Below are 13,623 nucleotides of genomic sequence, written 5' to 3' on the forward strand. Positions count from 1 at the left end.
ATATATTCATAAAAAAACTCACGATCCCCGATCTACAACAACGATAGAAATAATCCATTTATAAGCCAGAAAAAAAAATGATAAAAATCAGTTTTTTATTTTTAACTATTCTAAACAAATACTTACATTTGCGGCCTATTTAAAACTGTTCTACATAAAAATAATGAAAAGACAACTACTTTCTTTAGGGCTTCTGGTCATTGCTGTTTCCGCAAGTGCTCAACTTAAAAATGTTGAAGCAGATACCATCAGAACCCAGACCATTGAAGATATTAATCTTCACAAAACGGGAAATCCCAACCAGGCAAGAACATTATCTACAAAATCCAACCTTACGGTAATGGAGAATCCACAGGCTATAGCCATTGTTACTCATGAAATTATTGAGCAGCAACAGGCTAAACAGTTGAGCGATGTTCTTCAGAACGTAAACGGATTATACGTTACCTCATCCAGAGGAAATTCTCAGGACAGCTTTGGAGGGCGTGGTTTTAGTTTAGGAAATGATAATATCTTTAAAAACGGGGCAAGAATAAACAGTGGAGTTTTCCCTGAAGTAAGTGGGCTGGAAAGAGTAGAAGTTTTAAAAGGAGCCAACGCCATGCTTTTTGGTAACGCCGCTGCAGGGGGTATTATCAACATGATTACTAAAAAACCGAAATTTAATTTTGGGGGAAGTATAGGATTAAACGGAGGAAGCTGGAATTCTTATAAACCAACGGTAGATATTTACGGACCACTATCTAAAAACATTGCTTTCAGAGTTAATGGTGCATATGAATATGCTGAAAGTTTCAGGGATGTGGTACAGTCGGAAAAATATTATTTTAATCCGTCCTTCTTATTTAATATAAGCCAGAAATCACAATTGATTGTTGAGGCAGATTATCTTAAGAATAATTTCACTCCGGATTTTGGTATCGGTTCTATTACGAATAGTGATGGTAGCTATACCATGAATACCTTATTGCCAAGGAATGCCTTTTTAGGAGCAAACTGGCAATATCAGAATGTGGAACAGGCTTCCACGAATGTTACTTTCAACCATCAGTTTAATGAAAAATGGTCTTTAAATGCTGTGGCTTCTTATCAGAACTATACCAAAGATTACTTCTCAACGGAAAGAGTACAGTGGGCCTATAATGATAAAAACCGTCTTGTCTGGAACAGACCATTAAATAAAACATACAATGAGCAGAATTATACTTCTGCACAGGTCAATATCAATGGGGAATTTAATACCGGAAGAATCAGTCATAAGATTTTAATCGGAGCTGATGCTGATTATGGTACAGCAGATTCCTATACTTATTATGATCCTAGTATTGCAGATCCTAAAAAAGCAGCTTTCGGAACTTCTTATTTATATGGTACTAACGGGAATCCGGATGGACTGGTATTTATGGATGATCCGTCTACATGGGCAGCTGGAGGTATTCCAAATTCTAAAACACTGGAAAAGAACAGAATCAATACCAGAAGAATCGGAGTATTTGTTCAGGATTTCGTGAGCCTTACCAAAGAACTTAAAGTGCTGGCTGGTTTACGCTGGTCGTATGTAGAAAATATGCCTACGATCAATACAAAATTTATGACCAATACAAAATCATTTGTCGGTAATACTTCCACTTCAGATCAGGCAGTATCTCCGAAGTTGGGATTGGTGTATATGCCTAATGATAATCTTTCCGTATTTGCAACCTATACTAATTCTTTCGTAGCAAATGCAGGATATATGTCTGACCAGCTTGACAACCTGAATACTTCCGGAACTTCAGCCGATGTATTGGCAAGAATTGCTAATTTACCGAAACAAGGAATTAAGCCTACTACAGTAGATCAGTATGAAATAGGAGCAAAGAAAAATTTCTGGAACAATGCAATTGCTGTTAATCTTACACTATATCAGATTATCTACAATAATTATTATCAAAATTATTTCTATACTTCAACGAATACTAAAGGAGATATCAGTGTAATCACTCCGGATAACAACCTGAAAGAACTGGCAGGAAAGATGAGAAGCCGTGGAGTGGAAGTAGATATTACGGGTAATCCTAATGAAAGCCTATCTATTATTGCAGGATTCTCTTATAATAATTCGGTTTATATTGATACTCCTGAGAAAGGATACGTAGAAAACCAAAGACTCGTAAGAACTCCGGCGACGACTGCCAATGCCTCTGTTTTCTATAAATTCACCAGCTATGTAAAAGGATTAAAAGTAGGAGCAGGTATTTATTATATCGGAGACAGAATTGCCGGATGGAATGATTCGAAATCTACCAATATCACCAGAAATAATATTACAAGAATGATACCTATCAAAGATTACACGACAGTGAGTTTATCTGTAGGATATGACTGGAAAAAATTCTCTATTCAGGGGAAAGTGGGTAACCTGTTCGATGTAGTCAATTATAATGTTCACGAGAATTATTCGGTAAATCCGATCACACCGAGAAACTATTATTTTACACTGACCTACAGACTTTAGCAATAAATAATCTCTCGATAAACAACTTAAGTGGAAATTGCATTTTTGCAGCTTCCACTTTTGAAATTTTAAAACAAAACAATAAGATATGGATAAGATTAAAGACACAAGAAGTTTCATGAGGGTTACACACCGTTATCTGGGATACTTTCTTGCAGGAATCATGGCAGTATATGCCGTAAGTGGAATTTTACTTGTATACAGAGATACCGATCTCCTTAAGAAAGAAAAACAGTATGACAAAACCATCACAACCAACCTTTCAGAAAAAGCATTGGGAAAAGAACTTAAAATGAAAGGGCTCGAAGTTGAAAAAACGGAAGGAACGGTGCTTTATTTTAAACAAGGAACATATGATTCGGCAACGGGAAAGGCAAAATATACAAAAAAAGAACTTCCTTTTGTACTGGATAAAATGGTTAAACTTCACAAATCACAATCCAAAGATCCCATCGCTCCGCTAAGTGTATTTTTCGGGATTGCACTCTTCTTCTTTGTTATTTCAAGTTTCTGGATGTTTAATCCTAAAACGAAAGCCTTCAAAAGAGGAGTTAAGTTTACTATTGCCGGATTGATTATTTCATTAATTCTACTGTTTATATAAAAAACTAAGGTTGAAGCACAAAATAAGGAATAATTAATTTTTTTCCGTTTTTATGTTTTTAGCCTCATTATAACTTTCTGATTTAATTATGGAATCATTAATGAATACGTTAAAAAGATACATTATATCTCATTGATATTGTTAACATTAATTTTGAAAAATTATCTAAAATTAAGACTCTGGCACATTTATTGTTTTTTCTATAATTCGTGAATAATAAACATTTAATTATTAAAATAATAAATTATGAAAAGACTTATTTTAACAGGGATATTAGCTGTAGCAGGTTTAACAGCAACCGCAAACGCTCAGATTCAGAAAGGTAATTGGATGGTAGGGGGTAACCTTGCAGGAGCCAACTTCGGTTTAAATAAAGGAGGTGGTTATGATTTTAATATTCAGCCGAAAGGAGCTTATTTTATTGAAGACAATATAGCAGTAGGAGGATATGTAGATTTAGGCTTTAAAGGAGCTAAAGATGCCCCAACTACTTTCACATATAATGTTGGAGCATTAGGACGTTATTATCTTAATCCGGGAGAGCAGGGAGTAAATAACTTACTACACCACGGAAGATGGTTCTTCGAGGGTAACTTAGGAGTTGGAGGAACATCAATCTCTAAAGGAGGTTCTTCTTCAAACGGTCTTAACTTCGGATTCGGTCCTGGTTATTCTTATTTCATTACTCCGAACATTGGTTTAGAAGGTTTAGTGAAGTATGATGCCAACGCAGGATTCGGAAGCGGCGGATATACCAACAAAATTACTTTTGGTTTAGGTTTCCAGGTTTATCTTCCAACGTCTAAAGCAAAACAAATCATCAACGACGTTAAGTAATACAAAAACTTATAAAAATGAAAGCGCCCCGGAAATTGATTTCCGGGGCGCTTTTCGTACAAATTAAAACTAAACTATAAAAAATCAAATAAATCATGTATTGGGTTGGGGCGTATATCTTAAATACGACTTTACTTCAGTTACGCCTTTCGGAAATATTTTTATGGCTTCTTCCGTAGAAACTGAAGGCGGTACAATAACATCATCTCCATAATTCCAATTCACAGGAGTCGCGACACGATAAGCATCTACCAGTTGCAGCGAATCCAGCACTCTGAGAATTTCATTAAAATTTCTGCCTGTAGAAGCCGGATAGGTAATAATCAGCCGTACTTTCTTAGCAGGGTCAATAATTAATAAGGAACGTACTGTAGCTGTTACTGAAGCATTCGGGTGAATAAAATCATAAAGCTCAGAAATTTTTCTTTCCTGGTCTGCAATAATCGGGAACTGCACATCCGTATCCTGGGTTTCATTAATATCCTGAATCCAGTTCTTATGATCTTCTACTCCATCTACACTCAGAGCAATAACTTTTGTTCCTCTCTGTATAAATTCTGATTTCAGCTTTGAGGTATATCCCAGTTCTGTAGTGCAAACAGGTGTATAATCTGCAGGATGTGAGAATAAAATTCCCCATGCATCTCCTAAATAATCATAGAAGTCAATATCACCCACCGATGAGGGTGCCTGAAAATTGGGTGCTGTATCTCCTAGTTTAATTGACATAATATTTCGCGTTTGTTAGTCTACAAATTTAGTAGACTTTTTGAAACTAGCAAAACTTTTCTTAAAAATTTATATCTTTAATTCAAAATTTATTCATGGAGAAAACAGGACTTAGGTATGTAGACGTTGTTTACAAGGTATTGGAAAACTGGTATGTAACGTTGGCAGAACTTACTCCGAAATTGATTGTAGGTATTTTGGTATTTACATTTTTTCTGATTACCAGTAAATATTTAAGCCGGATTGCCGTAAAATTATTCCATAAATTCTTTCCGAAAAGTCAAAAAGAGAGCTCTTTGGTAGCTTTGATCAGCGTATTCAGGTTTCTGATTATGATGATGGGAACTTTTATTTCGCTTGAAATTATGGGTTTCAGCGGCTTTCTTTGGAAATTTATCGGAAGTTTGGGAGTGGCAGGGGTCATTGCCGGGGTGGCTTTGAAGGATCTTGTTTCAAGTATTTTTTCAGGAGCGCTTATCGGTATTGATAAAGCTTTTAAAGTAGGAGATTATATCACTATAGGGGCTCATTCCGGAACGGTACAGGAAATTGGTTTTTTAACCACAAAGATTCTTACGGATGACGGAAAGAAAGCTTATATTCCTAATCAGGTAGTTTTCAATGCTCCATTCTATAATATTACCGCATCACCACAGCGCAGGATTATTTTAAATTTCGAAATTCCTGCCGATGAGGATATCAGTAAAGCACAAAAAGGAATTCTGGATGTTGTTAAAAACCTGGATAATGTAGATAAGCCGGATACTACAGAGGTAATCTTTACAGATCTGAAACAAGGCTCATTTAATCTTCAGGTAAAATTCTGGATCAAAATTGGAGCGAATCTGGGACAGGTAAGAAGTAAAGCCTATTTACATATTAAAGAACGCTTTGATACAGATAATATAAAGCTGGTAACCCCTACAAGTATCAGTATTACATCAGATAATACCTCATCTGAAAATCATGATAAATAGATAAAAAAGCCGCTTTTGAAAAGCGGCTTTTTATGAAATTATTTAATAATTAATTTTTCGGCATGTTTCTCACCACGCTCTGTGGTAATAGTCATTACATACATTCCGGCAGTTAATCCGCTTATGTTGATATGGGCTTCTCCGTTAAAATTTCCTGTTTTTACGAGTCTTCCTGACGCGTCCGTCAGACTGTATTCTGCTTTTTGAGTTGAATTTTTAAGACGGATGTTCACTTCATGATGAGCAGGGTTAGGATACACTGCAAAATTTTTCACTTCAGTTTCTTTTGTTGAAAGCATTTTTGCAACAGAGAAATTGGAGGTATTGACAGCAAAATAAATATTACCAACAGCTTTCACCATAATTCTTGCCGATGCTATATTTTCATTAGGAAAATCAACTACCGCAGATCCGTTGTTGGGAACATTTGCAGCAAGAACAGTATCAAAAGTATTTCCTCCGTCTTTAGACAGTAAAATAGCTACCTCCTGTGTATTTATCATTCCTGTATTTGTTCCTGCCACATTCCAGGTTATCGTATTCGGTCCTGCATTATATGGATTATTATTTCCATGCGAGGTTACAGTAAAAGGTCCGTCATTAGTAACAGTTACCATCATTGCATCTCGTGCAGACTGATTTCCGGATATTTTATTATCATTCACTAGTAATGAAAAATTCAGTATTCTCGCAACAGCCGGGGTCACTTCCCATTTGGGAACCAGATTATTTGCTAAAACAGAAACCATTTCAGGAAAATATCTTTCCTGTTGAGTATTGGGAGACTGTGACCGATAAAGAGGGCCTGCTACACTAGTCGCCAACGGTGGCTGAATACTGTTTTGATTATCATATTCTTCCCATAAGTAAGTGACAGGATCATTATCAGGATCATATCCCTGGCCTGTTAAAACAAATGCAGTTCCTTTCGGAATAATATAGTCGGCTCCTGCTTCTGCCACTGGCGGTGTATTACCGGTATATACCTTTGAAGAACAGTCTACGGATCGGGTAATGGTAGCATACATTTCATTAACACTTGCTGCATGAAAATAAGGACTGCTGTTAGCCTGCACATTATTGTTTGCTCCACAGATTCCCGCATAAGCCATAATGGTGGTTCCACTCCCTGGTTCATAAGCTGTAGACTGGTTAATATTACCTCCGCCACAACTTCCGGTTACAGCAGCAAATGTATGATTGGCGCCAAACTGATGTCCCATTTCATGAGCAACATAATCAATATCAAAAGGATCATTCACCGGTGCTCCGGATCCTGTAACTCCTTTTGCTTTTGAGGTAGATGAACATAAGGCCCTCAGCATTGCAACCCCACCGCTATTTGTTCCAAAAACATGGCCAATATCATAATTAGCCGCGCCAATAACAGTATTCACTGTGGTCTGATTCTCACTCAGCATAGCACCGGCATTCCCATTAGAATAAGGATCGGTAGCCCCGTTGGTGTAGATTAAAAGATTATTATTGGCTACCATTACCATGGTGGAAGCAATCGTTTTTTCATAGACACCGTTCACTCTTGTCATGGTGGTTGCCATTGCAGCCATTGCAGCCCCTACTGTTCCGCCATGAAAAACAGTATACTCTCCTGTTGCAGCCAGCGCAAGACGATAGGTTCTGAAATATCCGTCTGCTACTAAAGGAGCTTTACTGACTAATGAATGATCTATTAAACTTTCTGCTTCATTCAGCATTCCGCAGTCAAAAGATCGGTTATTCTGAGATACATCTTTTCTTTTATAAAAGATATAAGAGGAATTGTTATGGGTATAGGCATCGAGATAACTTATTTCCCAGCCGTCAAAATACATCATGCTGATTCCTGTCTCGGGAGTTATACTGAAGCGTATCGTATTTCCGGAGTTCTTTTTCTGCCATCCGATATAGGACCGGACATCGGAAAATTTAGCCTGTAGTTCCGGCTCCATAACTGAAGCTTCCTGTACGATATAATCCTGGAAGTTTCCGTCAGCATCAGGAAATTGAAGAACTAAGCTTTCGTCTGTTGAAAATCGTTGTGGTGCTTTTTTTAAATCCGTTTTTATTTTGTCCAGATTCAGCTGATACAATGAAAAGGTTTTGGGCATTATTGTTCTTGGAGCGAGATCCTCCCCTGTCGCTCTTTGTAATTTCTTCCAATAATTTTGCTGTGCGTAGCTGAATGCCGCAACGAGCAGGCAAGAAAGAGTAAATGATTTTGTCTTCATATTAAATTAAGATTTGTGTTAATTGAAATACTCTTTTTCAAAACGTAAGAAAAGAACATGATTCACTTTAACGAGAATTATTACAAAGTTAATATTTTAAAAGACATATTGATGATATAACAATAAAAAAACCGTTTTCTGATGAAAACGGTTTTTTTATCGATAAGGTTTAGTGATTAAGCTAAAACTTCTTTTACTTTATTTGCAGCTTCTTCTAAAGTAATTGCAGAGTGAACCGGAAGGCCAGACTCATCAATTAATTTTTTAGCTTCTACAGCGTTAGTTCCCTGTAATCTTACGATCAATGGAACCGGAAGGCTACCCATAGCTTTGTAAGCATCTACAACCCCCTGAGCCACTCTGTCACATCTTACGATACCTCCGAAAATGTTAATTAAAATAGCTTTTACGTTTGGATCTCTTAAAATGATTCCGAAAGCTGTCTGAACTCTCTGAGCATCTGCAGTACCACCTACATCAAGGAAGTTAGCAGGGTTACCACCTGATAATTTGATGATATCCATAGTTGCCATTGCAAGACCGGCACCGTTTACCATACAAGCTACGTTACCATCAAGTTTTACGAAGTTAAGACCAGCTTCTCCAGCTTCAACATCCATAGGATCTTCCTCTCTTGTATCTCTTAATTCAGCTAAGTCTTTGTGACGGAACAATGAGTTGTCATCTAAAGTTACTTTTGCATCTACAGCGATAATTTTGTTATCAGAAGTTTTTAATACAGGGTTGATTTCGAAAAGAGAGGCATCAATTCCTGTATAAGCATTATAAAGAGATGAAATAAATTTCACAAATTCTTTGAAAGCATTTCCTTCAAGACCCAGGTTAAAAGCAATTTTTCTAGCCTGAAATCCCTGAAGACCAATAGCAGGGTCAATAAGTTCGTTGTGAATCAGGTGAGGAGTTACTTCGGCAACATGCTCAATATCCATTCCTCCTTCAGTAGAATATACGATTGTATTTTTCCCTTCAGCTCTATCTAAAAGAATAGAAACATAAAATTCTTTAGTTTCAGATTCTCCAGGATAATAAACATCTTCTGCAATCAAAACAGAGTTTACTTTTTTACCTTCAGCAGAAGTTTGAGGAGTTACCAACTGCATTCCGATGATATTCTGAGCGTTTTCTTTAAGTTTATCCATGTTTGGAGAAAACTTAACACCTCCACCTTTACCACGACCACCTGCGTGAATTTGTGCTTTTACAACCCAAGCTTGAGCTCCGGTTTCAGCAGTCAATTTTTCAGCAGCTGCTACAGCTTCATCTACGTTGTTTGCAACGAAACCACGTTGGATAGCTACTCCATACTTTGATAAAATCTCTTTTGATTGATACTCGTGAAGATTCATATTATTTTTATTATTTTATTTTAATATTTAAAGGTTGACAAATTTACTAAAAAGACACGGAAGTTCAAGTTTATTGACTTAAAATTTAAAGTCTGAATAACTTGATTTTTAACATATCCTTCAAATTTGCCCTATTCTTCCGCCAATTTTTCAGATTGCGATCCTATAAACGGAATTTTCGGTGCAAGGAAATATCCGGTGAGGCTGGCAAATAAAATCGGAACGAAATAAGTAAATCCTGTCAGTGTTCCCAAGATAATTGTTGTACTCATTGGCGTTCTTGTAACACATGCGTTGATGGCAGCCATACAGCTTACAATTGCTAACGTCGTATCCACAGCCGGAAACAGATTATGGATAATCAATCCTAATGTTGTACCTACAAAAAACAATGGAATAATGAAACCTCCTCTCCATCCGGAAGTTACAGTAATGGCAATCGCCAGTATTTTAAAGACCAGAATCAGGATCAGAAAGTTTAATCCAAAATTCCCGCCGATCAGCTGATTGATTTCATTATGTCCGAAATACCTTGTAATGGGGAAATAATAGGCAATGAATCCTAATATAATTCCCCCGACACATGTTTTAAGATAGATCGGAAATTTTCTGTATTCAAAAACTTTTTTGAAAAATTTTACTACAAAAATAAAAATCCAACCGAATAATGTTCCTACAATTCCAAAAGCCGTGGCATAAGCAAAATCATAAACTCCTGTATAATGATATGCCTTCAGATCCCATGTTGCTCCGATTCCCAGATGAATGATCAGCGCAAACATCAGATAACTGAAACAGCTGGCTACTAATGCAGGAATAATTGCTTTATAATATTCAACCGCATGTTTGTGGTGCAGAATTTCCAGTGAAAAAAGACTTCCTCCCAACGGAGCTCCAAATAAAGCCGTAAAGCCAGAAGCCATTCCGGCGATACTTAGAGAACGCAACTCCTCTCCTTTCAGTCTGAAGATTTTTCCAAGCCATGTTCCTGTAGAACCCGTTACCTGTACTAAAGGAGCTTCAGGTCCTAAACTTCCTCCTGATGCCACACAAAAAAGTGACGACAGGATCATGGAAGGATTGTTTTTCGGATCTAATTTCCCCTTATTAAATCTGATGTTGTTAACGATCAGATGAATTTCTCCCGGATCACCTATGAAATGAATCACCAATCCGGCCAGAAGGCCACAGACTGCCATGGTAGGAATTACCATCCATCCCTGAAATTCCGCCAGAAACCCGGTAAAATATTCCAGTACAATCCAGTATCCACCAGCAATAATGCCACCTACCAGACCTGTAATAGCCCACATAAAAAAAGTACGACTGAACACAAACGGATTAAACCTGATCGGCTGATCCAGTAAATTAAATGTTCTTATAAGCCGTCTTCTTCTATTGATCTTCATAGTTAGATTTTATTTTTAGCGAAATAAAGAATCAGCATCCCCCAGCTAAGGATCATCAATAATCCACCAAGCGGAGTAATAGGTCCCAAAAATTTCAGATTAGTACCTAAATAATCCTGCATACTCAGAAAGTAGATACTTACGGAGAATAAAAATGTTCCGGCAATCATTAAAATGGAGGTCCATTTTTCTGCAGATGTTTCGAATTTTAAAATATACCCGATGATCAAAAGGAAAAAAGCGGCATACATCTGATATCTTACTCCGGTTTCAAAACTTTCAAGTCTTTCTACAGATAGTATCTTCTTCAAGGCGTGTGCTCCGAATGCGCCAAGAATTACTGACAGCATTCCATATACTGCTCCAAAAATTAAAGTAATTGTTTTCATTTTATAATTCTTCTAATTCTAGATTTAAATATTTTTTTGTTTTTGCATCCTGCCATGTTCCGGTAACCTTGTTTCCGTTTATCTCTGCTTCTACAAAAGCTCTTGGAATCCACTGGCTTGTGGCATCATCATAATGATCATTCTCAGTGATGGAAATGTGATTTCCCTTCATCTGCCCGTCCCACTGAATGAGCTTTTTACTTTTATCATACCAGTATTCCGCATGGAAAGCTTTTACCCCTGAGTTATTATCAGCAGGATAAAAACGGGTTACAAGAACTGTCACCGGATATTTCCCATCAATTTTACCTTTATACAGTTTATTTCTGAAACTTGTCTTTTCTGTTTTATCAGAACCATTCAGTAAATTCCGGGTATAAGCACTCCAGTATGTATCCAGCTCTTTGTAAGAAAGCTCTATTTCGTGACTGTCAAGCTCATCTAAGGCTCTCATCGCATGATTAGAACATCTGCCGGCCACAAAAGTTAATTTATCTTTCCCGAAGAAATATCGGATATCTTCTAAAGTATGTTCTGTAAAACAGTCTTCATACATCGCTATCTGATCTTTAGTTTCGTCTGGAGGATTTTTCTCCGCTTTCAGCCTGACAAGAAAATCAGAGATTCTCTTCTTTACCTTTTGCCTGATAATACCTTCCACGATCTTCACTGAATCCGGCTGAAATAAATCCTCAGCATTAATAAAATTTCCGGTTCTCAGATCAAAGTTCTTCCAAATGGCAAAACTTTCAGGATAAGCACCCGAAGCCTCTCCATCCATCCCGATACTGAGAATATTTTTAGGAGTTTCAATTTTTTTCCAACTATAATAATAGATATAATTGGAAAAAGAAGTGGTTCCTGTAGAAACCAGTTTGGACGGGCTTATCTGAGACCCCGGTACATACTCAAGCTCATCAACCTGCAGAAACGTATTGATCTTATATTCTACTTTCGGCTGATCCGAATATGAAATTACAGGAAAAACAAAGTCTTCGGTTTTAGGCGGCAAATTACTTATTTTCACATTTTTCTGCTGCGAAAACCCCAGACCGGATACCAATAAAAAAAACAGGATTGTCTTTTTCACTATTCTGACTTTATATACATTAAAATGAACTTGGCAACCAGCGTAGAAATACCAAGTATGATAAACATATTGGCAAATCTTTTGGAGCTTTTAAAGCCTTCATTATTGGTTTTCTTTAAAAAGAATCCGAAGAGTAGAAATACGATAGGCAAAATAATCTGTAACATTAGTTTCCTCTCATTCTGTTAAACTCATTGATCACTTCGTGATGGCTTACCGTTTTATCTTTAAAGTAAGTCACAAAATGCTGTTTCTCTTCTTCTGTAGCACCTAACTGATTTAGAATATTCAACAGGTGCATTTTCATATGTCCTTTCTGAATTCCTGTGGTTACCAGGGAACGTAATGCTCCGAAATTCTGCGCCAGTCCCGAAACAGCAAGAATGCTCATCAGCTCTTGTGCAGATGGTTTACCCAGTAATGCCAGGGAGAATTTCACCAAAGGATGGAGATTCGTTAATCCGCCTACTACTCCTACAGAAATCGGAAGATCAATCCAGAATCTGAAAATATCGTTATCTGTAGTACAGTGGGTCAGAGATCTGTACTGTCCGTCTCTTGCAGCATAGGCATGAGCACAGGCTTCTGTAGCTCTGAAGTCATTTCCGGTTGCAATGACTACAGCATCTACCCCGTTCATTACTCCTTTATTGTGAGTGGTTGCACGATACGGTTCAATTTCAGCAATGGTAACTGCCTGTTTAAATTTAGAAGCAAATTCTTCAGGAGAAATCCCGCTGTCGTCTTTTAGATCTTCCATTTTACAGGAAACCTCAGCTCTTACGATACAGTCCGGTGTAAAGTTGGACAGGATGTTCATTACGATCTGTAATGAATTTTTTTCTTCCTGTGTAAAATCTTCACTGGTTGCAACTTCCTGTCTCAGGGTTTTTCCAAATTGCTCAAGACAAGAATTAATAAAGTTGGCCCCCATGGAATCTACGGTATCAAAACTTGCTTTCAACTGGTAATAATTCGGCATTTCTGCAGTTTTATCCACCAGACTGATATTTAAGATACCACCACCTCGTTTTCTCATATTGGCAGTGATATCTTCCGTAGTTTCAAATAACTTCTTCTTTAAACTGAAATTAAAAAAGTGCAGTAATTTATGAGGCTCTACATTAAATATAAAGTGGGTATGCCCTAGTTTTTCAGTATTGATGATGGTTGTTTTAAAGCCGCCTTTATCAATCCAGAACTTAGCGGCTTTTGAAGCTGCCGCCACTACTGAACTTTCTTCCACTGCCATCGGAAGTGCCAGTAATTTTCCGTCGATTAAAAAATTCGGAGCAATTCCGTAGGGCATATAGAAATTGGAAATGGTGTTTTCAGAAAACTCTTCGTGAAGTTTCTGAAGATCTGCATCTTCGTTCCAGTATTGTTTTAATATATTTTGGTATTCCTGATTTCCTTCAAGGTATTCGTTTACGAGCCACTCGATTTTCCCCTGCTTCGGAAGCTTGGAAAAACCTTCGATTGGTTTATGATTCATG

General features: G+C 37.2%; 11 protein-coding genes. 4 read left to right on the plus strand and 7 right to left on the minus strand.

What is annotated here, in order from left to right:
• Positions 1 to 163 precede the first annotated feature (163 nt).
• From JO178_RS16765 to JO178_RS16775, 3 genes are all read left to right on the plus strand, one after another.
• Complete coding sequence (locus JO178_RS16765) at positions 164 to 2,497, plus strand: TonB-dependent siderophore receptor (RefSeq protein WP_291938341.1); 2,334 nt, start codon at positions 164 to 166, stop codon at positions 2,495 to 2,497.
• A gap of 88 nt (positions 2,498 to 2,585) precedes the next feature.
• Positions 2,586 to 3,101 carry a hypothetical protein gene (locus JO178_RS16770; protein WP_291938342.1) on the plus strand — a complete coding sequence of 172 codons (516 nt, stop codon included), beginning with the start codon at positions 2,586 to 2,588 and terminating at the stop codon, positions 3,099 to 3,101.
• 246 nt (positions 3,102 to 3,347) lie between these two features.
• Positions 3,348 to 3,938: a hypothetical protein gene (locus JO178_RS16775; protein WP_291938344.1), complete on the plus strand. Its 591-nt coding sequence runs from the start codon at positions 3,348 to 3,350 to the stop codon at positions 3,936 to 3,938.
• 93 nt (positions 3,939 to 4,031) lie between these two features.
• Here the strand turns inward: JO178_RS16775 and JO178_RS16780 are convergent, their stop codons facing one another.
• Positions 4,032 to 4,667, minus strand: a complete 636-nt coding sequence (locus JO178_RS16780; RefSeq protein WP_291938346.1) for a peroxiredoxin — start codon at positions 4,665 to 4,667, stop codon at positions 4,032 to 4,034.
• 95 nt (positions 4,668 to 4,762) lie between these two features.
• Between JO178_RS16780 and JO178_RS16785 the strand changes: the two genes are divergently transcribed.
• Entirely contained in the window at positions 4,763 to 5,644 is an 882-nt protein-coding gene (locus JO178_RS16785) for a mechanosensitive ion channel family protein (protein WP_291938347.1), read from the plus strand.
• A 38-nt stretch (positions 5,645 to 5,682) separates the two neighbouring features.
• Here JO178_RS16785 and JO178_RS16790 read toward each other — a convergent pair whose 3' ends face one another.
• The 6 genes from JO178_RS16790 to JO178_RS16815 all read right to left on the minus strand — a co-directional run bounded on the left by JO178_RS16790 (position 5,683) and on the right by JO178_RS16815 (position 13,622).
• Positions 5,683 to 7,872 (minus strand): reprolysin-like metallopeptidase, encoded by a 2,190-nt coding sequence (locus JO178_RS16790; protein ID WP_291938349.1) that lies wholly within the window; start codon positions 7,870 to 7,872, stop codon positions 5,683 to 5,685.
• Positions 7,873 to 8,048: 176 nt separating this feature from the next.
• The gene (gene sucC, locus JO178_RS16795; RefSeq protein ID WP_114819312.1) at positions 8,049 to 9,239 is read right to left on the minus strand and encodes an ADP-forming succinate--CoA ligase subunit beta; all 1,191 of its coding nucleotides are present in this window, start codon (positions 9,237 to 9,239) and stop codon (positions 8,049 to 8,051) included.
• A gap of 131 nt (positions 9,240 to 9,370) precedes the next feature.
• Positions 9,371 to 10,648, minus strand: coding sequence for a chloride channel protein (locus JO178_RS16800; protein WP_291938353.1), 1,278 nt, complete (start codon positions 10,646 to 10,648; stop codon positions 9,371 to 9,373).
• A 2-nt stretch (positions 10,649 to 10,650) separates the two neighbouring features.
• On the minus strand, positions 10,651 to 11,037 hold the full coding sequence (locus tag JO178_RS16805; protein ID WP_291938355.1) for a DUF423 domain-containing protein: 387 nt from the start codon (positions 11,035 to 11,037) through the stop codon (positions 10,651 to 10,653).
• A gap of 1 nt (position 11,038) precedes the next feature.
• Positions 11,039 to 12,127: a hypothetical protein gene (locus tag JO178_RS16810; RefSeq protein WP_291938357.1), complete on the minus strand. Its 1,089-nt coding sequence runs from the start codon at positions 12,125 to 12,127 to the stop codon at positions 11,039 to 11,041.
• 166 nt (positions 12,128 to 12,293) lie between these two features.
• A complete protein-coding gene (locus JO178_RS16815; protein ID WP_291938359.1) occupies positions 12,294 to 13,622 on the minus strand; it encodes a hydroxymethylglutaryl-CoA reductase, degradative in 1,329 nt (442 codons plus the stop codon).
• Position 13,623 lies beyond the last annotated feature (1 nt).

Source organism: Chryseobacterium sp. (assembly GCF_019236175.1).
Lineage (GTDB): Bacteria > Bacteroidota > Bacteroidia > Flavobacteriales > Weeksellaceae > Chryseobacterium.